Genomic DNA, 23,684 nt, shown 5'->3' with positions numbered 1-23,684 from the left:
CCCCCCGGCCGAAATCACCCCCCGGCCGAAATCACCCCCCTGCGGCCTCCTCGCCGCCGGGCAGCGTCAGCGCGGCGAGCAGCGCCGCCCTGAGCGTCGCCAGCTTGCGCTCGTTCTCGATCTTCAGCCCGAACACGTCCTTCACGTAGAACACGTCCACCGCCCGCACGCCGTAGGTGGTGATGTGCGCCGAGGCGATCTGCACCCCCTGCGCCGAGATCGCCGCCGTCACGTCGTGCAGCAGCCCCGGCCGGTCGCGCCCGTTCAGCTCGATCACCGTGTGGGTGTTGCTGGCGAAGTTGTCGATCACCACGCGCCCCGGCACCTGCACCGCGCGCAGCCGCGCCGGCTCGCGCCGGACCTTGCCGATCTCCCGCACCAGGTTCAGCCGGCCGGACAGCGCCTGCTCGATCAGCACCGAGAGCCGCGCCAGCCGGTGCGGCGCATCGAGCGCGCCGCCCTGCGCGTCCTGCACCCAGAAGGTGTCGAGCGCCATGCCGTTGGTCATGGTGTGGATGCGCGCGTCCACGATGGTGGCGCCGCCCACCGCCAGCGCGCCCGCGATGTGGCTGAACAGGCCGGGATGGTCGGAGCAGTACACCGTCACCTCGGTCACCGCCCGCGCCTCCAGCACCCGGGTGGCGATGGCGAGCGGCATGCCCTCGGCCTCCGCCTCGCGGATCATGCCGGCATGGCGGGCATGGCTTTCCGGGTCGAAGGAGAGCCAGTAGCCGGGATAGCCGAGGCCGAGGAAATGCTCCACCGCCTCCTTCGGCTGCTCCTGCAGCATGGCGGCGGCGGCCTGCTTGGCGCGCGCCACCCGCACGTCGCGCTCCGGCACCGAGAGCCCGCCGGCCAGCACCTCGGCCACCCGCCAGTACAACTCGCGCAGCAGCGTCGCCTTCCAGCCGTTCCAGACCTTCGGGCCCACGGCGCGCATGTCGGCCACCGTCAGCACCAGCAGCAGCCGCAGCCGCTCGGGCGACTGCACGACCTCGGCGATGTCGAGAATGGTCTTGGGGTCGTCGATGTCGCGCTTGAAGGCGGTCTGGCTGACCAGCAGGTGGTTCAGCACCAGCCAGGAGACGGTTTCCGTCTCCTCCGGGCTGAGGCCGAGCTTCGGGCAGATCTCCAGCGCCAGCCCGGCGCCGATCTCCGAATGGTCGCCGCCGCGCCCCTTGGCGATGTCGTGCAGCAGCACCGAGACGTAGAGCGCGCGGCGCGAATGCACCTGGCCCACCAGCTCGCTGGCCACCGGCGCCGCCTCGTCCAGCAGCCCCGCCTCCAGCTGGTTGAGCACGGCGACCGCCTCGATCGTGTGCTCCTCCACGGTGAAGACGTGGTAGGTGTCGAACTGCATCAGCCCGACGATGCGCGCCCAGTCCGGGATGTAGCGCGAAAGAAAGCCCACCTCGTTCAGCACCCGCACCCAGCGCGCCGAATCGCGGCCCGTCAGCAGGTCGAGGAACAGCGTGCTGGCCGCCGGGTCGCCGCGCAGCCGCTGCGCCGCGGGAGCGTTGCGGATCAGCGCGCGATAGGCCAGCGGGTGCAGCTCGATCGCCCGGTCCCGCGCCGCGCGCAGCAGCCGCAGCATCACGGCCGGGTCGGCGCTGGCGTCGTGGTCGGGCATGATCAGCAGCTTGCCGTCGGCCACCGCCACGCCCTCGCTGGCCAGCCCCGGGTCGGGCGCGCGGTTCACCGCGGGCAGCCCCAGCGTGGCGCGCTCGATCGCCGGCTCCAGCAGGCGCGAAAGCCGCACCACATCCCGCACCGTCAGGAAGAGGTGCTTCATGAAGCGCTCCACCCCGTCCTGCTTGCCGTGGCGCGTGTAGCCCATGCGGGCGCCGACCACGGGCTGCAGGTCGAAGGTGAGCCGCTCCTCGGCGCGGCCGGTGACGTAGTGGAGGTGGAAGCGCACCGTCCACAGGAAGTCCCAGGCGCGCTTGAAGGCGCGCGCCTCGCGCGCGGTGAGCAGCCCGCCGCCGGGGCTGCCGGGCCCCACCAGCTCCGGCATGCGCTTCACGCCAAAGGCGTAGCGCGCCAGCCAGTACATGGTCTGCACGTCGCGCAGCCCGCCGCGCCCCTCCTTGATGTGCGGCTCCACCAGGTAGGGGCTGTCGCCGTAGCGGTGGTGGCGGGCGGTGCGCTCGGCCCGCTTGGCGGACAGGAACTGCCCCACCCCCCAGTCCTGCCGCGCCTCGGCGAAGGCCAGCTCGAAGCGGTCGAACACGGCGGCGTCGCCGGCCAGGAAGCGGCTGTCCAGCAGCGCGGTCTGGATGGTGGCGTCGGCGCGCGCGTCCTCCAGGCACTCATGGATGGTGCGGGTGGCGTGGCCGACCTTCAGCCCGAGGTCCCACAGCAGGTAGAGCATGAACTCCACCGCCCGCCGCCCGCGCGGCCCGAGCGGCGCGTCGGAGAGGAACAGCAGGTCGATGTCGGAATAGGGGCCCAGCACGCCGCGCCCGTATCCGCCGGTGGCGGCCAGCACGAAGGGCGGCTCGGGGGCGCCGAAAGGGCTGGCCTCCGCCTCGTCCCCCCCTATCTCCCGCTGGGCCGCCCCCCGCTGGGCCTGCCCCACCTGCGCCAGGGTATAGGCGTGAATGGCGAAGATCAGCCCGTCGGTCAGCTCGCCCAGCATGCGCGCGGCGGTCAGGCCGGACAGGGCATGCGCCTCGAAGGCTTCCTGCACGCGGGACTGGATGCGCCCGAGCTGCCGCCGCAGCAGCGTCAGCGCCGCCTCGCGCGGCACCGGGGCGCCGGGGCGCGGGATCAGGTCGAGGGCGACGTCGGGGAGCGGCCGCATCGGCGCGACGGAGATCGCGTCGATCGCGGCGACAGGGGCATCTGGCAGGTCGCCGGAGCTTCTCATTCGACGGATGATACTGCGCCGTGCGCTGCGGCAACAGCTTCGTGAGCCGTTTTGCCGGAATCTTTGCCGCTCTGCAGCATGCGCAGGCGATAAAGCGCCTCCAGCGCCTCGCGCGGCGAGAGCGTGTCGGGATTCAGCGACTCAAGCGCGTCCAGAACCGGGTGAAACGCACCCGGAGGTTGCGGAGCGGCCGCCGTTGGCGCGGTGGCGGCGCCGCTGAACAGCGGCAGCTCCTCCGCCAGCGGCTCCAGCCCGGCGGCCCGCTGCTCCAGCGCCGTGAGCACCGCGCCCGCCCGCTGCACCACCGCGCGCGGCACGCCCGCCAGCCGCGCCACGTGCAGCCCCCAGGACTTCTCCGCCGCCCCCGCCCCGACCAGGTGCTGGAACACCACCTCGCCGCGATGCTCGCGCACCTTCATGTGCGCCAGCTGCAATTCGGGCAGCTTGCCGCCGAGCGCCGTCAGCTCGTGGAAATGCGTGGCGAAGACGGCGCGGCAGCGGATGCGGTCGTGCAGCGCCTCCAGCACGCTCCAGGCGATCGCCAGCCCGTCCCAGGTGGCGGTGCCGCGCCCCACCTCGTCCAGCACCACCAGGCTGCGCGCGGTCGCCTGGTTCAGGATGGCGGCGGTCTCGGTCATCTCCACCATGAAGGTGGAGCGCCCCCCGGCGATGTCGTCCGCCGCGCCGACGCGGGAGAACAGCCGGTCCACCAGCCCAAGCCGCGCCGCGGCGGCCGGCACGAAAAGCCCGGCCTGGGCGAGGACCACCATGATGGCGTTCTGCCTGAGGAAGGTGGACTTGCCCGCCATGTTCGGCCCGGTCAGCAGGCAGAGCCGCTGCCCCGGCGAGAGGTCGGCGTCGTTCGGCACGAAGGCCCCCGAGGCCATCGTGCCGCGGCTGCGCGCCAGCGCCGCCTCCACCACCGGGTGCCGCCCCTGCCGGATGCGGAACTCCGGCCGCTCCACCATTTCCGGCCGGCACCAGCCGCCATCGGCGGCGAGCGCGGCGGCGGCGGCGTGGATGTCCAGCTCCGCCATGGCGGCGGCGGCGCCGTCGAGGCCGCGCGCCGCGCGCAGGCAGAGGTCGCGCAGGTGGCGCGCCACGGCGGCCTCGCGCCGCGCCGCCTGCTCCCCGGCGGCGGCCAGCTTGCGGTCCAGCTCGGCCAGCGCGGCGCAGGTGAAGCGGTGGGCATTGGCCATGGTCTGCCGGTGCACCGGCGCCTGCGGCGTGCCGGCCAGCCTCGGCGGCGGCGCGCGCAGCAGCTTCTCGCCGGCGGCGGCCGGCATCTCGGCCAGATAGCCGAACTGCTGGTGGTGGCGGATCTTCAGGCTGGCCACGCCCCAGGCCTGCGCCAGGTCGAGCTGCATGGCCGCGATGGCGCCGCGCGCGTCGTCGCGCATCCGCCGCAGCGCATCCAGCTCGCCGTCATACCCTGGCGCGACGAGGTTGCCGTCCTCCAGCCGCGCCGGCAGCTCGGCGGCCAGCGCCCGCGCCAGCTCGCCGCGCGGCGAATCCGGCGGCAGCAGCGCCGCCCGCGCCCCTTCCAGCAGCGCCGGCAGCGGCGCCGCCGCCGTTCGCCGCTCGGCCAGCGCGTCCGCCATCATCTCGGCGCGCTCCAGCCCGTCGCGGATGGCGGCGAGGTCGCGCGGCGCGAAGCGGTCGAGCGCCAGCCGCGCCAGCGCCCGCGCCATGTCGGGCGCCCCCTTCAGCGCGGCGCGCAGGCTGGCCGCGAGCGGCGGCGCCGCCAGCAGCGCCTGCACCGCGTCGTGCCGCGCCGCGATCGCCGCCGCCTCGGTCAGCGGCGCGCCCAGCCGCGCGGCGAGTTCCCGGCAACCCGCCGCCGTCAGCGTGCGGTCCACCGCCGCCAGCAGGCAGTTGCGCGTCTCGCCGCGCTCGCTCTTCAGGATCTCCAGCGAGCGGCGGGTGGCGGCGTCCATCCGCAGCGTCGCGCGCCCGCCCTGCGGCTCCGGCGGCCGCAGCCGCGGCGCCGCCTCGCCCCTGGCCCCCCCCACGGCGCCCCCTTGGGTGCGGCGGACATAGTCGAGCGCCAGCGCGCAGGCCGCCAGCTCCGCCTCGCTGAAGCTGCCGAAGCCCTCCAGCGTGGCCACCTCGAAGAAGCCGGCCAGCCGCCCCGCCGGGTCGCGCGCCGGCTCCAGGTGGCTGATCCGCTCGGCGAAGGGCCGCAGCGCCGCCAGCCCGGAAAACGCCTCCGGCACCAGCACCTCCGCCGGGTCGAGCCGGGCCAGCAACGCCGGCAGCTCGCCCACCGGCAGCGCCTCGCAGGCAAAGGCGCCGGTCGAGAGGTCCACCCAGGCGGCGCCCCATTCCCCCTCGGCGCGCGCCAGCGCCAGCAGCCAGGCCGGCCGCGCGCCGTCCAGCAGCGCCTCCTCCGTCACCGTGCCGGGCGTGACCAGCCGCACCACCTCGCGCCGGATGGTCGGCGCCTTGCGCGCCTTGGCCTGCTCCGGCGTCTCCCGCTGCTCGCAGATGGCGACGCGGAAGCCATGGCGGATCAGCCGCGCCAGGTAGTTCTCCATCGCGTGCACCGGCACGCCGGCCATCGGCACCGGCGCGCCGCGATGCTCGCCGCGATGCGAGACCGCGAGCCCCAGCGCCTCGCCCGCCCGCGCCGCGTCGTCGAAGAACAGCTCGAAGAAGTCGCCCATGCGGAAGAAGACGAGCGCGTCCGGATGCGCCTGCTTGGCGGCGAACCATTGCGCGAGGGCCGGCGTCGCGCCCTCGGGCGAAGGAAAGGGGCGGGAGGTCATGCCCCTTTCCTAGAGCAGGTCGCGCCCTGGGGGGAAGCAGCGGCGGAAAATGGATTTCCCCCCGCGCCCCGCCTTCTTTTTTCTGTTCGTTGGGCGTTCCCTTGCGGGCAGGGGCGCGCCCAAACCCGACGAAAAAAGATGGGGGCCCGGGGGAATTCCTTCCCCCGGCCTGCTTGGCACCCCCGGAAGAGGCGGGCAGGGTGCGCGCACAGGAAGCACCACCAAGGGGAGGTCGAGAACCGCCATGAACCTGCACCGCCGCGCCTTTCTGGGCGCCAGCGCCGCGCTGCTCGCAGCACCCGCGCTCGCCCAGGGCAACAAGGGCAACAGCCTGCTGCGCTTCATCCCGCAGGCCAACCTGAGCGCGCTGGACCCGATCTGGACCACCGCCACCGTCACCGCCAACCACGGCTACTACGTCTTCGACGTGCTCTATGCCGTGAACAAGGCGGGCGAGGTGAAGCCGCAGATGGCCGAGGGCCACGAGGTCTCGGACGACGGCCTGCGCTGGCGCATCCGCCTGCGCCCCGGCCTGAAGTTCCATGACGGCGAGCCGGTGCGCGCGGCGGACTGCGTCGCCAGCCTCAAGCGCTGGGCGGTGCGCGACGGCTTCGGCCAGTTGCTCGCCAAGGTTGTGGACGAGTGGCGCGCGGCGGACGACCGCACGATCGAGATCCGCCTCACCCGCCCCTTCCCGCAGCTGCTGCTGGCGATCGGCAAGGCGGAGGCGAACGTCGCCTTCATCATGCCCGAGCGCCTGGCGAAAACGGATGCCAACAAGGCCGTCACCGAGATGGTCGGCTCCGGCCCCTACCGCTTCCTGGCCGACCAGTACAATTCCGGCAGCCGCGTGGTCTACGAGAAGTTCGACGGCTACGTGCCGCGCGACGAGCCGCCCGATTCCGCCGCCGGCGGCAAGGTGGCGAACTTCCAGCGCATCGAGTGGATGATCATCCCCGACCCCGCCACCGCCGCGGCGGCGCTGATGAACGGCGAGGCCGACTGGTGGGAGCGCCCGCTGGCCGACCTGCAGCCGATGCTGGCCAGCAACCGCGACATCCGCCGCGAGGTGACCGACACCGCCGGCCGCCTGGCGCTGATGCGGCTCAACAACCTGCACCCGCCCTTCAACGACGTGAAGCTGCGCCGCGCGGTGCTGCAGTCGGTGATCCAGGAGAACTACATGCGCGCCAGCCAGGGGGACGACCCCTCCACCTGGACCACCACGCGCAGCATCTTCCCCAAGCACACCCCCTACTACGAGGACCATGCCGACCTGATGCCGGGCGACCTCGACAAGGCGCGCGCCACGCTCAAGGAGGCCGGCTACGCCGACCAGAAGACCGTTATCATCAACCCCACCGACTTCCCCGACATCGGCCCGCTCGGCCAGGTGACGGCCGACGCGCTGAAGCGCATCGGCATGAACGTCGAGCTGGCGGAGAGCGACTGGGGCACGGTGATCCAGCGGCGCGGCTCGCGCGAGCCGGTGGAGAAGGGCGGCTGGAGCATCTTCCACACCACCGGCGGCGCCGCCTACTACGGCAACCCGGCGATGTCCCCGCTGATCCGCGGCCAGGGCGCCGAGGGCTGGTTCGGCTGGTGGAAGAACGACCGCGCCGAGGCGCTGACGCAGGAATGGCTCTACGCCAAGGACGAGGCGGCGCAGCGCAAGGCGGCGATGGAGCTGGGCCGCCTCGGCCTGGAGGAGGTCTCCACCGTGCCGCTCGGCCAGTTCACCATCCGCACCGCCTTCCGCAAGGACATCACCGGCATCCTGGAGGCGCCGGCGCCCTTGCCCTGGAACGTGAAGCGCGCCTGAACGGGAAGGGGAGGCATGCCTCCCCGTTCTCCCCCGCCGGGCTCCCGCTCTACCGCACCCGCGAAGCGCCCCGCTTTCCCGCATCGCCCGGGACCGACATAAAGGGGGGCAAGAAGCACGGGAGCCCCGAGAACATGGACGACGCGAAGAAGACGCCATTGGGCGATACCCGCACCGCCCGCATCACGGCGGAGGAGGCGCTGGCCCTGCACGCGGAGGGCAAGCCGGGCAAGCTGGAGATCCGCCTCACCAAGCCGCTGACCACGGCGCGCGACCTCAGCCTGGCCTATTCGCCGGGCGTGGCCGAGCCCTGCCTGCACATCCACCGCGACCCGGCGCTGGCCTACGACTACACGGCCAAGGGCAACATGGTCGCCGTGATCTCGAACGGCACCGCCGTGCTCGGCCTCGGCAACCTGGGCGCGCTCGCCTCCAAGCCCGTCATGGAAGGCAAGGCGGCGCTGTTCAAGCGCTTCGCCGACGTGGACTCGATCGACCTCTGCATTTCCACCGAGGACGTGGACGAGTTCGTCAACGCCGTGCGCTTCCTCGGCCCCTCCTTCGGCGGCATCAACCTGGAGGACATCAAGGCGCCGGAATGCTTCGTCATCGAGCAGCGCCTGCGCGAGCTGATGGACATCCCGGTCTTCCACGACGACCAGCACGGCACCGCCATCGTCGCCGCCGCCGGCCTGATCAACGCCTGCCACCTGACCGGCCGCGCCCTGGCCGAGACCCGCCTGGTCATCAACGGCGCCGGCTCCGCCGCCATCGCCTGCGCCGAGCTGATGCGGGCGATGGGCATGCGGCCCGAGAACATCATGATGTGCGACACCAAGGGCGTGCTCTACCGCGGCCGCGAGCAGGGCATGAACCAGTGGAAATCGGCCCATGCCGTCGCCACCGACCGCCGCACCCTGGCCGAGGCGCTGGACGGCGCGGACGCCTTCTTCGGCCTCTCCGTCAAGGGCGCCGTGACGGCCGACATGGTGCGCTCCATGGCGAAGAACCCGATCATCTTCGCCATGGCCAACCCCGACCCCGAGATCACCCCGGACGAGGCGCGCGCCGTCCGCCCCGACGTCATCATCGCCACAGGCCGCTCGGACTACCCCAACCAGGTCAACAACGTCCTCGGCTTCCCCTTCATCTTTCGCGGCGCGCTCGACGTCCGCGCCAGCACCATCAACGACGCGATGAAGGTCGCGGCGGCCGAGGCGCTGGCCATGCTGGCGCGCGAGGACGTGCCGGAGGAGGTGGCCGGCGCCGGCGGCGGCCAGGGCCTGCGCTTCGGCCCCGACTACATCATCCCGCACGCCTTCGACCCGCGGCTGATCGCCCGCGTCTCCCCCGCCGTCGCCAGGGCGGCGATGGACAGCGGCGTGGCCCGCCGCCCCATCCCCGACCTGCAGCGCTATTCGCGCGGCCTCGCCGGCCGGCTCGACGCCGCGGTCAGCGCGCTGGAGATCATCACCGAGCGCCTGAAGGCCAGCCCGCGCAAGGTGGTCTTCGCCGAGGGCGAGGAGGAGAAGGTCATCCGCGCCGCCATCGCCTTCCGCCAGTCCGGCTACGGCACCCCGGTGCTGGTCGGGCGGGAGGACCGCATCAACGCCACCGTCGCCGCCCTCGGCATCCCGCTGCCGGAGGGCGTCGAGATCCACAACGCCCGCCTCTCCGACAGCAACCGCCGCTACGCCGAGCACCTCTACGCCCGCAAGCAGCGCCAGGGCTTCCTGTTCCGCGACTGCCAGCGCCTGGTGAACCAGGACCGCAACGCCTTCGCCGCCTGCATGGTGGCCCTCGGCGACGCCGACGCCATGGTCTCCGGGGTCACCCGCTCCATCGGCGACACGCTGGAGAACGTCACCCTCGCGGTGGACCCGGCGCCCGGCACCGTGCTTTTCGGCCTGACGCTGATGCTGGCGCGCAGCTCCGGCACCGTGCTGGTGGCCGACACCGCCATCCACGAGCGGCCCGACCCGGCGACGCTGGTCAGCATCGCCATCCAGTCGGCCGCCGAGGCGCGCAAGCTGGGGCTGGAGCCGCGCGTGGCCTTTCTCTCCTTCTCCACCTTCGGCGACCCGGGCGGCACCATCCCCGGCTCGCTGCGCGAGGCGGTGCGCCTGCTCGACCAGAAGCAGGTGGACTTCGAGTACGACGGCGAAATGGCCGCCGACGTGGCGCTGAACCCGCAGCTCCGCGCGCTCTACCCGTTCTGCCGCCTGACCGGCCCGGCCAACATCCTGGTGATGCCGGGGCTGCACTCGGCGCATATCCTGACCAAGGCGGTGCCGCACCTGACCAGCGCCACCACCATCGGGCCGCTGCTGGTCGGCATGGAGAAGCCGGTGCAGCTGGTGAACATGGGCAGCAGCGTCTCGCAGATCCTGGAAATGGCCTGCCTCGCCGCGCACGCCTCGCTCCGGCGCTGACAAACGGACCGGGGGGAAGGGATTCCCCCCCGGGCCCCGCCTTCCCCGCCATCGGCGCGGCGCTCTCCCAGGCCCCCTTCCTCCTTCGCCCGTCCTTGCGGCGCCGGCGGCATGCGCGCCCGCCACGGCGGAGGAAGCCGCCGCCGAAGGCCGGCCGGCGGGCCGGGGAAAGCCTTCGCCGCGGTCCGTAACCGCGCTCGCGCTCGCGCGTTCTCCGCTTGAAAGCCGGAGCATGTCAGTCCCGCCAATGAGCACAGCGACCGCTTCGGAGCCTCGCCCGCCAGCCCAGGTCCAGCCGCCGCCCAGCCCGGACGCCGCCCATCTCCTCACCGTCGTGGTCTGCGTCGTCACGGTCTGCGCCTTGTACTTCGCGCGCGAGGTGCTGGTCCCCATCACCCTCGCCATCCTGCTTTCCTTTGTGCTCGCCCCCGTGGTCCGTCTGCTGCGGCGCCTGAAGCTGCCGCGCGTGCTCGCGGTGCTGCTGGCGGTGCTGCTCGCGCTCGGGATCATCACGCTCATCGGCAGCATCATCGGCACGCAGATCGCCGGCCTCGCCCGCGATGCCCCGCGCTACCAGAGCGCCATCCAGGAAAAGATGGACGCCGTCCAATCCAGCGTCTTCGGGCGGATCAGCGAGTTCTCCCGCCGCCTGAACAACGACGCCGGAACCCGCCCCGGGCAGCCGCCCGCGGCCGCCGCGCCGCCCGCCTCCGACCCCGCCTCCGGCCCGGCTCCCAGCCTTCCCGGCGCGGGCACGCCGGCGAAGGGCGAACCCCGCCCCGTCCCGGTGGAGGTCCGCCCCGGCGAATCCTCGACCCTCGACCTGGTGCAGAAGTTCGTCTCGCCCGTGCTCGGGCCGCTGGAGACGACCTTCATCGTCCTGATCGTCAGCATCTTCGTCCTGCTCCAGCAGGAGGACCTGCGCGATCGCCTGATCCGCCTCTTCGGCTCGCGGGACCTGCACCGCACGACCGAGGCGCTCGACGACGCCGGGCGGCGGCTCAGCAAGTACTTCCTCGCCCAGCTCATGGTGAACAGCTGCTTCGGCGTGCTGGTGGGGTTCGGGCTGTTCCTGATCGGCGTGCCCAGCCCCGTCGTCTGGGGCCTCCTGGCGGCGCTCTTCCGCTTCGTGCCCTATGTCGGGCCGATCCTGGCGGCCGGCCTGCCCCTGCTGCTGGCGGCCGGCACGGCGCCGGGCTGGTCCATGGTCATCTGGACGGCCGCCCTGTTCCTGATCACCGAGCCGCTCATCGGCCAGGTGATCGAGCCCATGGTCTATGGCCACAGCACCGGCCTCTCGCCCGTCTCGGTCATTGTCGCCGCGATCTTCTGGACCTGGCTCTGGGGCCCGATCGGCCTGATCCTCGCCACGCCGCTCACGCTCTGCCTGGTGGTGCTCGGCCGCCATGTCGAGCGGCTGGAGTTCCTCGACGTGCTGCTGGGCGACCGCCCCGCCCTGACGCCGGTGCAGAACTTCTACCAGCGCATCCTGGCCGGCGACACCGACGAGGCCCTGGCCCAGGCCGAGACGCTGCTGCAGGACCGCTCGCTCACCGCCTATTACGACGAGGTCGCCCTGAAGGGCCTGCGCATGGCCGCCACCGACCTGGAGCGCGGCGTGCTCCCGCGGCACCGGCTGGAGGGCATCAGGAATGCCGTCGCCGGCCTGGTGGACGACCTTTCCGAGGCCCCGGACCGCGATCCGCCGGAGAAGGGCTCCAGGCCGGACAACACGACACCCGCCGGGGTGAGCGTCGCGGAGCAGGCGGTGCCGCACGAGCCCGCCCCCGACCTCCCCCTGCCGCCGCCCGCCGAGCGCGCCGGGGCCTGGGGCTCGGAAACGCCGGTGCTCTGCCTGGCCGGGCGCGGCCCGCTGGACGAGGCGGCCTCGGCCATGCTGGCCCAGTTGCTCACCAAGCATGGCCTCGGCGCCCGCGTGGTCCCCCACGAGGCCAGCTCGCGCGCGCAGGTCAGCCGCCTGGACACGGCCGGCGTCGCCATGGTCTGCATCTCCTACCTCGACATCAGCGGCAGCCCCGCGCATCTGCGCTATCTCCTGCGCCGCCTGAAGCGGCGCATGCCGGAGGTTCCGGTGCTGGTCGGGCTCTGGCCGGAGGGCGAGGCGGTGCTGACCGATGCCGCCCAGGCCCGCGCCGTCGGCGCGGACCATTACACCGCCTCGCTGCATGCGGCGGTGACGACCTGCCTGAAGGCCGCCGTCTCCGGAGCGCGGGGTTCGGGCGTGGCGAAGGAGGCTGCCCCCCAGCCGGCCGGCGATTCCCCCTGAGATCGAAGGGCAGCAGAGCCGGGGGAGACTGAATTCCCCCCCCGCACCCCCTGCTTCTGCTTTTTCTGGCAGCTTTGGCGCTCTGGCCGCGCGCGCTCACCCCAGCGCGGAAGCGGCCCCCGCAAGGGCGACGGGAAAGGCCCTTGCGCCAGGCGGCGCCAAAAACGGCCGGAAAAAAGAGCGGCTTCGGAGGTCCGAGGCACTGCCTCCGGCAACGCCCCCGACCTTGCCGCGATCCCGCCGCCTGCCCGCGGCTCCGCTTCCCTCACCCCCGCCGGGCGATCGCCGCCTCGACGGTGTTCTCCAGCAGGCAGGCGATGGTCATCGGCCCCACGCCCCCCGGCACCGGCGTGATCGCCGCCGCGCGCTCCCTGGCCGGCGCGAACTCCACGTCGCCGACCAGCCCGCCGTTCGGCAGCCGGTTGATGCCGACGTCGATCACCACCGCGTCCTCGGCGATCCAGTCGCCCCGCACCATCTCCGGCCGCCCCACGGCGGCGACCAGGATCTCCGCCCGGCGGCATTCGCTGGCCAGGTCGCGGGTGCGGGAATGGGCCACCGTCACGGTGGCGTCGGCGGCGAGCAGCAGGGCGGCCATCGGCTTGCCGACGATGTTGGAGCGCCCCACCACCACCGCCCTGGCCCCCGCGACCGTCACCTGGGCGGCCTTGAGCAGGTGCATCACCCCCTTCGGCGTGCAGGGCACCAGCCCCTTCTGCCCGGAGGCCAGCAGCCCGGCATTCACCGCGTGGAAGCCGTCCACGTCCTTGGCCGGGTTGATGGCGGCCAGCACCTTGGCGGGATCGACCTGCGGCGGCAGCGGAAGCTGCACCAGGATGCCGTCCACCGCCGGGTCGTCGTTGAGCTGCCGCACCAGGCCGAGCAGCGCCGCCTCGGAAGTCTCGGCGGGAAGCTGGATGGTGGCGCTGTCCAGCCCCGCCTGCTGCGCCGCGCGGTCCTTGTTGCGGACATAGACGCCGCTGGCCGGGTCCTCGCCGACGCGCACCACGCGCAGGCCGGGGGTGAAGGGCAGGGCGGCCACCCGCTCGGCAATGCGGCCGCGCAGCGCCGCGGCCACGGCCTTGCCGTCGATGATGCTGGCGCTCATGGCAGGTTCTCCAGTTGCTCGGCCAGGCGGGCCGGGTCGCCCGCGATGCGGCAGGTCTTTTCCCGCGCCGCCGCCCCCCGCACCACCGCAATGGCGGAAGGGGGGACATGCAGGGCCGCGGCCAGCAGGGCGCGGATCGCCGTGTTGGCCCGCCCGTCCTCCGGCGGCGCCCGCACCGCCACCTTCAGGCGCGGCCCGTCGGGCGCGTCCAGCCAGCCGGCGAGCCCGTCCCGCCTCGCGCCCGGCTGCGCCCGGAGGCGCAGCTCGACGCCGCCCTCGACGGCCCGCCAGCCCTTCAGCGCGCCACCAGCGGCCACAAGGTGGTCCAGAGGAAGATCCGCAGCGCGTAGAGCAGCAGGATCAGGATCATCGGCGAGATGTCGATGCCGCCCATGCTCGGCAGGAAGTTGCGGATCGGCCGCAGCGCCGGCTCGGTCAGCTTGTAGAGGAAGTCGGCCACGGCCCAGACGAAGCGGTTGCGGGTGTCCAGCACGTTGAAGGCAATCAGCAGGCTGAACACGGCCGCGATGATCAGGGCCCAGACATAAAGGCCGATGGCCTGATCGATCAGCCAGAACACCGCGTACATCGCATTCCCCTTGTCGTGAGGTCCCCATCTACGAAGCCCTGCCCGCCCCCGCAAGCGCCACTTGACTTGTTGTGCGGCCTCGGGGATAAGCGCGCCCACCGCGCGAGTGTGGGGCTGTAGCTCAGTTGGGAGAGCGCCTCGTTCGCAATGAGGAGGTCAGGGGTTCGATTCCCCTCAGCTCCACCACCCCCGCCGGTTCCCTCGCCCGACAGGCAGGCTCTCCCCCAACCGTCCCGTTCAGGCGGCCGCCCGGCTTTCGCGCCGCGATTCCGTGCCCGGCCGCGATGCGGTATGCTGGCCGTGAAACGGTCGCGGCTTGTCGGACCGATTCTGGACGCCTGGGAAGCACATGCAATTCGATCATATCGGCGTGGTGGTGAAGACGCTGCGGCGCGGCCGCGACCTGCTGGGCCCGCCCCTGCGGATCCGCGCCTGGACCCGCGAATGGGAGGATCCCGTCAACAAGGTCCATGTGCAGTTCGGCCACGACGCGTCCGGCGTCTGCTACGAGCTGATCGCCCCGCTGGGCGAGGAAAGCCCGGTGGCGCTGGCGCTGAAGCAGAAGTCCCGCATCCTCAACCACGTCGCCTACCTGGTGGAGGACCTGGCGGCGGAGCGCGAGCGCCTGCGGGACGCGCATTGCCTGCCGATCGCCGAGCCCAATCCGGCGGTGGCCTATGGCGGGCGGCCCATCCAGTTCTTCATGAGCCCGCTCAGCCTCATCATCGAGCTGATCGAGGCCCCCGGCCACAAGCACCAGATCCTGCCGGAAGGCTGAGGGCGCGGAGCGCGCCGCCGCGCCGGAAAGGGCTTGCCCGTTCCCGGCGCGGCCGCCGCCGCCTCAGAGCTTGTTGCCCTCGGTTTTGGTCATCGCCCGCGGCGTGCTGGTGATGCCGGGGTGCAGCGCCTTCGCCAGCGCCGCCGTGTAGGTCTTCGCCGCCGACCAGCGCAGATGGATGGCGTCGAAGAAGCCGGCGGGCCCGACCACCTGCGCGGCGTCCCCGTCCCAGAACTCGGCCAGCGCGTTGTTCGCCAGGGTCTCGCGGATGCGGCGGGTGAACACCGCGACGGTCCGCCCGCTGGGATCGCCGCTTTCCTTCCATTCCGGGTTCAGCGGCGTCGAGGCGACCATCAGGCGCCGGCCTTCCTTCTGCAGCCGGGCGCTGAGCCTGCCCAGCGCGTCGAAGCAGGCGTCGTCCAGCTGCTTGACCATGCCGTAGAGCGGCGTCTCGCGGCTCTTGCGGGTATGGAGCGGGCCGCCGCCATAGGGGTCGAAGACCAGCGGGTCCACCCAGTTCTCGCCGCTGCGCTTGGCCGCGATCTCGCTGGCGTTGCGGGCAAGCGAGAAGATGTCGAAGTAGCGCAGGTAGTAGCCCCAGGGCGTGCCGCGGGCGAGCACGTAGTCCTCGACGTCCTCGGCGTCGAACAGCGCCGTCCGGGTGGTCGTGCAGTTCTCGAAGTCCTGCGGCGAGGTGATCAGCAGGACGTCCTGGATGCTCGGCCTGCGGTCGAGGAACCAGTCGGCCACGTAGCGGGTCTGGTTGACGCTCAGCCCGCAGAAGGCGCCGTTCAGCGGCTTCACGGTGGGCGAATCCTGCACCAGCACGGCGCCGTCGAAATGGCGCCAGGCCACCGAGGAGCCGATCACCAGCAGGTTCGGGTCGCCGATCGGGTGCTCGCGGTGGAAGGCGAGCTTCTCGTCCACGCAGATCGAGTTGGAGAAGGCGGGCGGCGGCAGGTTCTCCGTCGCCCGCAGCGTGAACAGCGCGCCGTAGAACAGCGCCAGCGCGCCGAGGGCGCTGCCGAAGACGGCGGCCAGGTAGCGCGGCCGCACGGCGGGCGGCGGCGGCGCCGCCGGCTTGGCCGCCTTGCCGGCGGCTCCGCGTTGAGGGGCAGGTTCATCCATTCCCGACGGCCTCCAGCTTGCTGCCGATCAGCTTCACGAAATCGCCGACATCGTGCAGGGATTCCAACTCGGCGGTGCGGAAGCGCACGCCGAAACGCATCTCGGCCGCCACCACCAGGTTCACATGCGCCTGGCTGTCCCAGCCGGGAATGTCATCCGCCTTGGTGTCCGGGTGCAGGGCGATGTCGTCGTCGTCGAACACCTCCTGGAACACCTCGGTCAGGGCGGCGTAGATCTCGGGCTCGGTCATGCGGCATCAACCTCGATGAAGTGCTCGGGCGCCTTGACGGCGCTCAGTTCGTAACGCCAGAAGCTGGCGCCGGGTTCGGCGCCCTCCGGGGCGGGCATGGGCCTGAAGCCCAGCCTCGCATAGTGCTCCGCCACCATGCCGTTCTTGGCGGTGGGGCGGTATTCGCCGACCAGCGCGGCCGCGCCCTTGCGCGCGGCATGCCCGGCCACCACGCCGAGCGTCGCCTCCTCCACCTGCCGGCCCAGCACGCGGCAGCTCATCAGCCAGGTGTCGATCAGCAGCTCGTTCGGCGCCAGCGCCGGGTCCGGCCGGGCGATGACGACGCTGATCAGCCCGTTGTCGCCGAAGCGGTCGCGCAGCCGGAAGGACAGCATCACCGTGCCGGCATCGGTCGAGAAGCGCTCGGTGTCGGCCTCGGTGTAGCGGCGGGTGGTCAGGTTGAACTGGTTGGTCTTGTTGATGAGCTGCGTCACGCGCGGCAGCTCGGCGGGACCCACGGGCTTGGCCTGCATGGTCATCGCCAGGCTGCGCAGGTAGCCCTGCAGGTCGGTCGCCTGTTCCAGCGCCGCGGCGCGCTCGGCGTTCAGCACATAGGAGCGCCCGCGCGCCGCGTCATCGGCGGTGAAGGAGACGGCCTCGAAATAGCCGGCCGTCGCGACGATCTCGGGATAGAAGGCGACATCCTCCGGCACTTCCGGAACCGCGACCTCCGGCAGCTCGCGCCGGACGATCTCGCGCTCCGCGGGGTTGTCATCGACGAAGACGAGGCTGTCGAGCCCGATGTTCAGCGTCTTGGCGATGTGGCGGAGGTTGCCCGCCTTGTCCTTCCAGTTGGCGACGAAACAGGCGATGTCACCCCGCCGCAGCGCCATTTCCGGATGCTTGGCGAAGGCCTCCTCCGCCACCTCCGGATTGTTCTTGCTGCACACGGCGAGGATCACGCCGCGCCGGCCGAGCGCCGCCGCATAGCGCTGGAAGGCCAGGAAGGCCTCGCCGGTGGCGTTCCCCTGGCCGAGCTTGATGCCGTCCAGCCCGTCATCGCCGATGACGCCGCCCCAGAGCGTGTTGTCGAGGTCGAGCACCAGGCACTTGCGCGCCTGCCCCGCCACCGCGCCGGCGATGCGCGCGACCAGGTCGCCATAGAGCGGCGCGGCGGCCGGGCTGACGAGCTGCTTGGCCTGGTGCCAGCGCACCGGGTCGGCCAGCGCGCCGGCCCCGCCGAAATGCGCCGCCTGCCAGGCGAGGTCGAGCAGCAGCACGCCCTCCTCCCGCGCGGCGGCGCGGATGGCGGTGTTCAGCCGCTCGATCACCGCCGCCGGCGCGGCCGGCACCAGCGCCTCGAAGGAGCCGAACAGCGGCGGGTCGGCCGCCACCAGCGTCTGCTGCACCACCTGCGCGCCATGGCGCGCCTTGGCGCGGCGCCACAGCCCGCGCAGCTCCTCCACGCGCGCGCCGACGGCCTCCGCCACCGCCTGCTCGCCCGAATCGAGCGGCAGGTCGATCGGCGCGTCCCGCGCATCGAGCGCCAGCAGGATGAGCTGCGGCCTGAACGCGGCCAGCGCCGGGTCCTCGCCCAGCAGCGCCTGCCGGTACATGCCGTAGGGCGCCACATGCACGGCGAGCGCCACGCGCCGGCCGAGGCCGGAGACGCGGATCGCCGGCACCAGGTGGTCCACCGTGTGCGAGGCCAGGATGGCCAGCCGCAGCGGCGTCAGCCCGCCCGGCCGGCCTTCCGCGGCAAGCCCCTCGGCGGCCAGCCGGTCGATCCGGCCGGTGGCGGTGAAGTCGCGCCGGAAGCCGGCGAGCCGGATGGCCTCGTTCAGCTTCGCCGCGGCGTCGGGCAGGCGGCGCGCCGCCGAAAGGGCGGCGCCGAGATCGGGATGGGTAGGCAACCAGGCGAGCTGATCCATGATCCGCCTCAGAACTGGAAATAAAGGAATTCGGTCGGCGCCGCGGACATGGCGCGGGCCAGGGCAAAGAAGCCGAGCACGCCGAGCGCCACGCCATAGGCCATGCTGGGCCGCCAGGTGGCGGCCGCCAGCCGCTGCTGCAGCCAGGCCGTCTGCGGGCGCCAGTTGAGCGCGGTGCGGTACCGCCGCAGGAACTGCTGCGTGTTCGGCAGGAACCAGACGATGCCGAGCAGCAGCGCGATCTGCACCGCCAGCACCGGCCGGAAGAACGGCCCGGCGTCGAAGGGAATGCCCAGCAGCCCGGCGAGCGGCGCGATGCCGGGGATGCGCGCGAAGGAGGTCGGCAGCAGCACGCCGTTCAGGCCCACCATGCTGGAGAGCATGCTCAGCGCCGCCTCCATGCTGGCCGAGCGGAAGAAGACGTTGCCAACCACCACGCAGAGGAAGGTCAGCAGCACGGCCGGCACGCGGTGCCGGAGCTTGTCGCTGTCCACCTTCCAGCCCCAGTGCGCCTTCAGCGCCCGCCAGCCCTGCACCGTCACCAGGTAGAAGCCGTGCAGCAGGCCGAAGGCGACAAAGGTCCAGCCCGCGCCGTGCCAGATGCCCGAGATCGCCATGGTGGCGAGCGTCGGGTAGGCGACCAGGGCCAGAAAGGTGCTGACCCCCATCTTGCCGCGCCGCGGCAGCGGCTTGCCGGCGGCGACGCGGGCGCGCGTCACCCGCAGCACGATCGGGTTGTAGAGGTAGGCCGTCAGGAAGCGCGTCAGCGTCATGTGCCAGCGCGACCAGAAGTCGGCGATGTTGTGCGCCTTGAAGGGGCTGTCGAAGTTCGGCGGCAGGCTGATGCCGAACAGCAGCCCCAGCCCGATCGCCATGTCGGTGTAGCCGGAGAAGTCGAAGTAGAGCTGCATGGTATAGGCCAGCGCGGCGCTCCAGGCGTCCAGCAGCGGCAGCGCCATGCCGCCCTGCGCCGCGGCGAAGACCGGGCCGGCCTCCGCCCCCATCGGGTCGGCCAGCAGCACCTTCTTCGCCAGCCCGAGCACGAAGAGCGTGGCGCCGACCGAGATGTTGTCGAGCCGCGGGCGGAAATTGTCCGGGTTGCTGAACTGCGACAGCATCTCCCGGTGGTGCGTGATCGGCCCGGCGATCAGGTGCGGGAAGAAGGTGATGAACAGGCAGTAGTTGAGGAAGTCGTGCTCCACCACCGCGCCGTCATGCGCGTCGCTGAGATAGGCGATCTGCTGGAAGGTGAAGAAGGAGATCGCCAGCGGCAGGATGATGTGCGGCACGTTCCAGCCGAGGCCGAGCGTGTCGTCCAGCGTGCCGACCAGGAAGCCGGTGTACTTGTAGTACCCCAGCAGCAGGACGTTGCCGGCGATGCCGAGCAGCAGAACCAGCCGCGAGGGGTGCTTCAGCAGCCAGCCCCCCAGCAGGTAGTTGGCGACGATGCTGCCCATCAGCAGCGGCAGGTAGTGCGGGTCCCACCAGGCGTAGAAGAACAGCGAGGCGAGGGTCAGCCAGACCCCGGCCAGCCGCTGGCGCCCTGTCCCGGCGAAGAGAAAGAAGCCCAGGAGCACAACTGGCAGGAACCCAGCGATGAAGATGGCCGAGTTGAACAGCATTGGGCGGAGACCCTTTTGGAGCCGGCATTGCGAGTCGCACAACCGGGAGGAGAGCGATTCCGGCTGTGGCGGTTGCCGAGACGATACTTAAAAATTTGTACCGTTCGAACCGTCCAGAGGGTCAATCACGGCCATTTTAGGGCGAACTGCCCAAAGGGGAAATAACCAGATGGTCACGGGCCCTCACGGGCGGCCGGAATCCCCCTTCCTCGCCGCCGCGAGCCGCCCCACCGGCCTCCCGGGCCGGCGGCGCAAGGCGGCGCGGCTCACATCCGCCGCAGCCGGATCTCCTCCACGGCATGCTGCGGCCCCTTGCGCAGCACCAGCCGCGCCCGTTCCCGCGTCGGCAGGATGTTCTCCCGGAGGTTGCGCAGGTTGATTTCCTCCCAGATCCGCCGCGCCACCGCGACGGCTTCCTCCTGCGGCAGGTCCTTGTAGCGCTGGAAGTAGGAGCCCGCCTGCTGGAAGGCGGTGCGCTGCAGCAGCAGGAAGCGCTGGACGTACCAGTCGGCGATGGCGCGCTCCTCGGCGTCCACATAAACGGAGAAGTCGAAGAAGTCGGAGGCCAGCAGGGTCGCCCCCGGCGCTGCCTGCAGCACGTTCAGCCCCTCGAAGATCAGGATGTCCGGCCGGCGGATCAACTGCTGCTTGCCCGGGACGATGTCGTAGGAGAGGTGCGAATAGACCGGCGCCGCCACCTCCGGCTCGCCCGCCTTCACCGCGCTGAGGAAGGCGATCATGCGCCGCAGGTCGTAGCTCTCCGGGAAGCCCTTGCGCTGCATCAGCCCGCGCTCCTCCAGCACCCGCGTCGGGTAGAGGAAGCCGTCGGTGGTCACCAGCTCCACCTTCGGGTGGTCCGGCCAGCGCGCCAGCAGGGCGCGCAGCACGCGGGCGAAGGTGCTCTTGCCCACCGCCACGCTGCCGGCGATGCCGATGATGTAGGGCGGCCGCGCCGCCGGCTGGCCGAGAAAGGTGTCTTGCACCAGCCCCAGGCTGCGCGCCGCCGCCACATGCAGGTTCAGCAGGCGCGAGAGCGGCAGGAAGACATCCACCACCTCGTCCAGCGAGAGCCGCTCGGTCAGCCCGCGCAGGCCCTCGATGTCCTCGCCGGAAAGCGAGAGCGGCGTGTTGGCCCGCAGCCCCGCCCATTCCTGGCGCCCGAACTTGCGATACGCCGCGCTCACCGAAGCCCCCTCGGCCGGGATGGCAGCATCATCCATCAGGCAACCCTTCTCGCCGGCCTGAACGTTTCGGCAATTCTGGCATTGCTGCGCTGCGATGCGAAGGTTGGGAAGGAGAAATTTCAGCCCTCAGCCCCTGCGGGAGGCAGGGCCGGGCAAGAAGCGCGCCTCCCCCGACTCGCCCCCCCTTCCTTTCTCCGGTCCTTCCGGCCGCGCTGATGGCAGCCGCCGGCACGGCATGGGCGAGGGGCAATCCCCGCCCGCGCACGCCCTGTCCCGCCGTCCGACGCATCGGGGAAGGCGCTGGCCGGCGGCGAAGGCTCTCGGCGTGCCAGATGCCGGGCCCATTCCAAAGAAAAACGGGAAAGGAGCCTGCCGCCGGCACGCTTCGCACAAGCAATCCGGCGGGCAAGGAAAAATGATTTCCGATACGGAATCAAAATGAATTACCTGGGCTCTTCGCGCGTGCTGGCCCTCTGGCAGAGCGCAACCCGGTTCCGGAGAATTCCCATGCCCCGCTTGTCTCTCGCGATGCTTTGCGGCCTTGGAGCCCTGCTGGCCGCCTGCGACACGCCGCCGGCTTCCAGGAGCCCCGCCCCGCCCGCGGCCGCCTATGGCAGCCCGACCGCGGGCACCGGCACGATCAATCCGATCGAGGGCCGCAGGATGCAGGACCCCATGCCCGGCATCGGCAGCCCGACCGCGGGCACCGGCACGATCAATCCGATCGAGGGCCGCAGGATGCAGGACCCCATGCCCGGCATCGGCAGCCCGACCGCGGGCACCGGCACGATCAATCCGATCGAGGGCCGCAGGATGCAGGACCCCATGCCCGGCATCGGCAGCCCGACCGCGGGCACCGGCACGATCAATCCGATCGAGGGCCGCAGCATGCAGAGCCCCGCGCCGGGCGTCGGCAGCCCCACGGCTGGCAGCGGGCTGATCAACCCGATTGAGGGCAGGCGAAACAATCCGCCCATGCCGTGAGGGCGGGATTGGCGCAGGCAGGCACGCAACCTGCCTCAAGCCACCCTGCGACCCACGCCCATGGGCCAGCGGCCATGGGGCGGCGCGCAGCATGCCGAAGGCGGTCCGATGAACCAGGCCTCACCGATGCTCCCGGCTCATCCGGAAGAGATGCATGCCCGCGTCGAGATCAGCCTGGGCGGCGGCAGGACCCTCACGGCCGCCGCGCGAGCCACGCCGGCCGGCCTGATCGCGGCGGCGATCCTGGTTGCCGCCGTCCTGCTTTCGGCCACGGCGCTCCTGCGCGCCCGGGGCGCCGGGCCGCAAGCGGGACGGGCCCCGCCAGGGCGGTGAGGCGCCCGCCGCCGGAAGCAGCAGGAGGGGCGGGCAGGGGAGCGCGGCGCCGCCACGATGAGGCCCCCGGCCCCGCCTCGCCCGCGCGGCCCGGCGCGGGCTGGCCTCAGTTCTCCAGCATCCGCCGCAGCAGCTCGACATCCTCGGCGAAGGTGCTGTCGGCCTGCATCAGCTCCGCCACGCGGGAGACCGCGTGCATCACCGTGGTGTGGTCGCGGTTGCCGAAGCGCCGGCCAATCTCGGGCAGCGAGCGGGAGGTGAGCTGCTTGGCCAGGTACATCGCCACCTGCCGCGGCCGCGCCACGTTGCGCGCCCGCCGGGCGGAGGACATGTCGGTCAGGCGGATGTTGTAGTGCTCCGCCACCTTGCGCTGGATCTCCTCGATCGTCACCCGCCGGTCGTGCGCGCGCAGGATGTCGTGCAGCACCTCCTGCGCCGATTCGAGGGTGATCGGCCGGCCGAACAGGTTGGCATGCGCGATCAGCCGGTTCAGCGCGCCCTCCAGCTCGCGGACGTTGGAGGTGATCTTGTGCGCCAGGAACTCCAGCACCCGCGGCGGCACCTCCACGTCCGCACCCTGCGCCTTGGCCTGCAGGATGGAGATGCGCAGCTCGTAGGTGGTGGCGTGGATGTCGGCCACCATGCCGCAGCCGAGCCGCGTGCGCAGCCGGTCCTCCAGCCCCGAAAGGTCGGAGGGCGACTTGTCGGCCGAGACGACGATCTGCTTCCCGGCATCCACCAGCGCGTTGAAGGTGTGGAAGAACTCCTCCTGCGTGTTGTCCTTGCCGATCAGGAACTGCAGGTCGTCGATCATCAGCACGTCGACCGAGCGCAGGCTCTCCTTGAACTCCATGGTGGACTGCGCGCGCAGCGCCGCGATGAAGCGGTACATGAACTTCTCGGCCGACATGTAGGCGACGTTGCGCTGGCCGTTGAAGGAGATCGCCCAGGCGATGGCGTGCATCAGGTGGGTCTTGCCGAGCCCGACGCCGCCATAGAGGAACAGCGGGTTGAAGCCCGGGCTCGCCGGCTTCTCCGCCACCCGCCGCGCGCAGGCATGGGCGAACTCGTTGGGCTTGCCGACGACGAAGCTCTCGAAGGTGAAGCGCGGATCGAGCGGCGCCGCCCAGTCATTGCGCGATTCGGCGCGCGACTCGGCGCGCGGCGGGGAGGAGAGGGGCTCGGCCAGCGCCAGCGTCGCCTGCTGCGGCCGCGCCACCGGCGCCGCCCCCGCGAGCCCGCCAGCTTGCCCATTGGCCTGCCCGTCGGCCATCGCGGCCTCCGGCTCGGGGGCGCGCAGCTCGGGGGCGACGCGGATGTCCACCCGGCGCACGCCCAGGTTCTCGGCCACCCAGAGGCTGCGCAGGCGGTCGCCGTAATGGCCGCGCACCCAGTCGCGCAGGAAGCGGGTCGGCAGCAGGATGACCGCCTCCTCGCCCTCGATGGCGGAAAGGGTCATCTGGCGCAGCCAGCTGCGATACTCGACCTCGCCCACTTCCTCCCTGAGCCGGCCGCGAATGCGGGCCCAGGCTTCCGTGACCTGCCCGGTGGCAGCGGAAGGGGAAGCGCCGAGCTCTTTCTCCATGCGAAGCACCTGCCACCCTTTTGGCCCGAGGCCAG

The 23,684-nt window shown here is 71.8% G+C and carries 17 protein-coding genes and 1 tRNA gene; 7 read left to right on the top strand and 11 right to left on the bottom strand.

Annotated features, from left to right (window positions below; genetic code table 11):
* Positions 1–31 precede the first annotated feature (31 nt).
* The gene (locus tag E0493_RS14010) at positions 32–2,869 is read right to left on the bottom strand and encodes a [protein-PII] uridylyltransferase (protein ID WP_160937631.1); all 2,838 of its coding nucleotides are present in this window, start codon (positions 2,867–2,869) and stop codon (positions 32–34) included.
* Complete coding sequence (mutS, locus tag E0493_RS14005) at positions 2,866–5,637, bottom strand: DNA mismatch repair protein MutS (protein ID WP_160937629.1); 2,772 nt, start codon at positions 5,635–5,637, stop codon at positions 2,866–2,868. The genes E0493_RS14010 and mutS overlap by 4 nt, the downstream gene beginning before the upstream one ends.
* A gap of 244 nt (positions 5,638–5,881) precedes the next feature.
* Between mutS and E0493_RS14000 the strand changes: the two genes are divergently transcribed.
* From E0493_RS14000 to E0493_RS13990, 3 genes are all read left to right on the top strand, one after another.
* Positions 5,882–7,459, top strand: a complete 1,578-nt coding sequence (locus E0493_RS14000; RefSeq protein ID WP_160937627.1) for an ABC transporter substrate-binding protein — start codon at positions 5,882–5,884, stop codon at positions 7,457–7,459.
* A 134-nt stretch (positions 7,460–7,593) separates the two neighbouring features.
* Complete coding sequence (locus E0493_RS13995; protein WP_160937625.1) at positions 7,594–9,891, top strand: NADP-dependent malic enzyme; 2,298 nt, start codon at positions 7,594–7,596, stop codon at positions 9,889–9,891.
* A gap of 247 nt (positions 9,892–10,138) precedes the next feature.
* Positions 10,139–12,178 carry an AI-2E family transporter gene (locus tag E0493_RS13990; protein WP_160937623.1) on the top strand — a complete coding sequence of 680 codons (2,040 nt, stop codon included), beginning with the start codon at positions 10,139–10,141 and terminating at the stop codon, positions 12,176–12,178.
* 265 nt (positions 12,179–12,443) lie between these two features.
* Here E0493_RS13990 and folD read toward each other — a convergent pair whose 3' ends face one another.
* The 3 genes from folD to E0493_RS13975 are packed head-to-tail and all read right to left on the bottom strand — an operon-like array spanning position 12,444 to position 13,875.
* A complete protein-coding gene (folD, locus tag E0493_RS13985; RefSeq protein ID WP_160937621.1) occupies positions 12,444–13,286 on the bottom strand; it encodes a bifunctional methylenetetrahydrofolate dehydrogenase/methenyltetrahydrofolate cyclohydrolase FolD in 843 nt (280 codons plus the stop codon).
* Complete coding sequence (locus E0493_RS13980) at positions 13,283–13,603, bottom strand: DUF167 domain-containing protein (RefSeq protein WP_160937620.1); 321 nt, start codon at positions 13,601–13,603, stop codon at positions 13,283–13,285. The genes folD and E0493_RS13980 overlap by 4 nt, the downstream gene beginning before the upstream one ends.
* A complete protein-coding gene (locus tag E0493_RS13975; protein ID WP_160937619.1) occupies positions 13,582–13,875 on the bottom strand; it encodes a YggT family protein in 294 nt (97 codons plus the stop codon). Before E0493_RS13975 ends, E0493_RS13980 begins: the two co-directional genes overlap by 22 nt.
* A 110-nt stretch (positions 13,876–13,985) precedes the next feature.
* On the opposite strand from E0493_RS13975, the gene E0493_RS13970 reads away from it, so the two are divergent.
* Positions 13,986–14,061: transfer RNA gene (locus tag E0493_RS13970), tRNA-Ala, on the top strand.
* A 163-nt stretch (positions 14,062–14,224) separates the two neighbouring features.
* Positions 14,225–14,653 (top strand): VOC family protein, encoded by a 429-nt coding sequence (locus E0493_RS13965; RefSeq protein WP_160937617.1) that lies wholly within the window; start codon positions 14,225–14,227, stop codon positions 14,651–14,653.
* 63 nt (positions 14,654–14,716) lie between these two features.
* Here the strand turns inward: E0493_RS13965 and E0493_RS13960 are convergent, their stop codons facing one another.
* The 5 genes from E0493_RS13960 to coaA form a co-directional block, all read right to left on the bottom strand.
* A complete protein-coding gene (locus tag E0493_RS13960; RefSeq protein ID WP_160937616.1) occupies positions 14,717–15,781 on the bottom strand; it encodes a hypothetical protein in 1,065 nt (354 codons plus the stop codon).
* A complete protein-coding gene (locus E0493_RS13955; protein WP_160937614.1) occupies positions 15,774–16,031 on the bottom strand; it encodes an acyl carrier protein in 258 nt (85 codons plus the stop codon). Before E0493_RS13955 ends, E0493_RS13960 begins: the two co-directional genes overlap by 8 nt.
* Positions 16,028–17,941 carry an HAD-IIIC family phosphatase gene (locus E0493_RS13950; protein WP_160937612.1) on the bottom strand — a complete coding sequence of 638 codons (1,914 nt, stop codon included), beginning with the start codon at positions 17,939–17,941 and terminating at the stop codon, positions 16,028–16,030. The genes E0493_RS13955 and E0493_RS13950 overlap by 4 nt, the downstream gene beginning before the upstream one ends.
* Before the next feature lie 8 nt (positions 17,942–17,949).
* The gene (locus E0493_RS13945) at positions 17,950–19,563 is read right to left on the bottom strand and encodes an MBOAT family O-acyltransferase (RefSeq protein WP_160937610.1); all 1,614 of its coding nucleotides are present in this window, start codon (positions 19,561–19,563) and stop codon (positions 17,950–17,952) included.
* A gap of 266 nt (positions 19,564–19,829) precedes the next feature.
* A complete protein-coding gene (coaA, locus tag E0493_RS13940) occupies positions 19,830–20,783 on the bottom strand; it encodes a type I pantothenate kinase (protein WP_160937608.1) in 954 nt (317 codons plus the stop codon).
* Positions 20,784–21,185: 402 nt separating this feature from the next.
* Here coaA and E0493_RS13935 point away from each other — a divergent pair, with 402 nt between their 5' ends.
* Positions 21,186–21,731, top strand: coding sequence for a hypothetical protein (locus E0493_RS13935; RefSeq protein ID WP_160937606.1), 546 nt, complete (start codon positions 21,186–21,188; stop codon positions 21,729–21,731).
* A gap of 108 nt (positions 21,732–21,839) precedes the next feature.
* The gene (locus E0493_RS13930; protein ID WP_160937604.1) at positions 21,840–22,064 is read left to right on the top strand and encodes a hypothetical protein; all 225 of its coding nucleotides are present in this window, start codon (positions 21,840–21,842) and stop codon (positions 22,062–22,064) included.
* Between the two features lie 106 nt (positions 22,065–22,170).
* Here E0493_RS13930 and dnaA read toward each other — a convergent pair whose 3' ends face one another.
* Positions 22,171–23,649: a chromosomal replication initiator protein DnaA gene (gene dnaA, locus E0493_RS13925; RefSeq protein WP_160937602.1), complete on the bottom strand. Its 1,479-nt coding sequence runs from the start codon at positions 23,647–23,649 to the stop codon at positions 22,171–22,173.
* Positions 23,650–23,684 lie beyond the last annotated feature (35 nt).

The sequence above is a fragment of the Teichococcus coralli genome (assembly GCF_009829925.1).
Classification (GTDB): domain Bacteria; phylum Pseudomonadota; class Alphaproteobacteria; order Acetobacterales; family Acetobacteraceae; genus Pseudoroseomonas; species Pseudoroseomonas coralli.
Note: the sequence above shows the minus strand (reverse complement) of the source record. Positions and strands in the feature narration are given on the sequence as shown.

Excerpts from the sequence above, each read along its gene's own strand:
- E0493_RS14010 (WP_160937631.1), bottom strand. The coding sequence starts at position 2,869 with ATGAGAAGCTCCGGCGACCTGCCAGATGCCCCTGTCGCCGCGATCGAC.
- mutS (WP_160937629.1), bottom strand. The coding sequence starts at position 5,637 with ATGACCTCCCGCCCCTTTCCTTCGCCCGAGGGCGCGACGCCGGCCCTC.
- E0493_RS14000 (WP_160937627.1), top strand. The coding sequence starts at position 5,882 with ATGAACCTGCACCGCCGCGCCTTTCTGGGCGCCAGCGCCGCGCTGCTC.
- E0493_RS13995 (WP_160937625.1), top strand. The coding sequence starts at position 7,594 with ATGGACGACGCGAAGAAGACGCCATTGGGCGATACCCGCACCGCCCGC.
- E0493_RS13990 (WP_160937623.1), top strand. The coding sequence starts at position 10,139 with ATGAGCACAGCGACCGCTTCGGAGCCTCGCCCGCCAGCCCAGGTCCAG.
- folD (WP_160937621.1), bottom strand. The coding sequence starts at position 13,286 with ATGAGCGCCAGCATCATCGACGGCAAGGCCGTGGCCGCGGCGCTGCGC.
- E0493_RS13975 (WP_160937619.1), bottom strand. The coding sequence starts at position 13,875 with ATGTACGCGGTGTTCTGGCTGATCGATCAGGCCATCGGCCTTTATGTC.
- E0493_RS13965 (WP_160937617.1), top strand. The coding sequence starts at position 14,225 with ATGCAATTCGATCATATCGGCGTGGTGGTGAAGACGCTGCGGCGCGGC.
- E0493_RS13960 (WP_160937616.1), bottom strand. The coding sequence starts at position 15,781 with ATGGATGAACCTGCCCCTCAACGCGGAGCCGCCGGCAAGGCGGCCAAG.
- E0493_RS13955 (WP_160937614.1), bottom strand. The coding sequence starts at position 16,031 with ATGACCGAGCCCGAGATCTACGCCGCCCTGACCGAGGTGTTCCAGGAG.
- E0493_RS13950 (WP_160937612.1), bottom strand. The coding sequence starts at position 17,941 with ATGGATCAGCTCGCCTGGTTGCCTACCCATCCCGATCTCGGCGCCGCC.
- E0493_RS13945 (WP_160937610.1), bottom strand. The coding sequence starts at position 19,563 with ATGCTGTTCAACTCGGCCATCTTCATCGCTGGGTTCCTGCCAGTTGTG.
- coaA (WP_160937608.1), bottom strand. The coding sequence starts at position 20,783 with ATGGATGATGCTGCCATCCCGGCCGAGGGGGCTTCGGTGAGCGCGGCG.
- E0493_RS13935 (WP_160937606.1), top strand. The coding sequence starts at position 21,186 with ATGAATTACCTGGGCTCTTCGCGCGTGCTGGCCCTCTGGCAGAGCGCA.
- E0493_RS13930 (WP_160937604.1), top strand. The coding sequence starts at position 21,840 with ATGAACCAGGCCTCACCGATGCTCCCGGCTCATCCGGAAGAGATGCAT.
- dnaA (WP_160937602.1), bottom strand. The coding sequence starts at position 23,649 with ATGGAGAAAGAGCTCGGCGCTTCCCCTTCCGCTGCCACCGGGCAGGTC.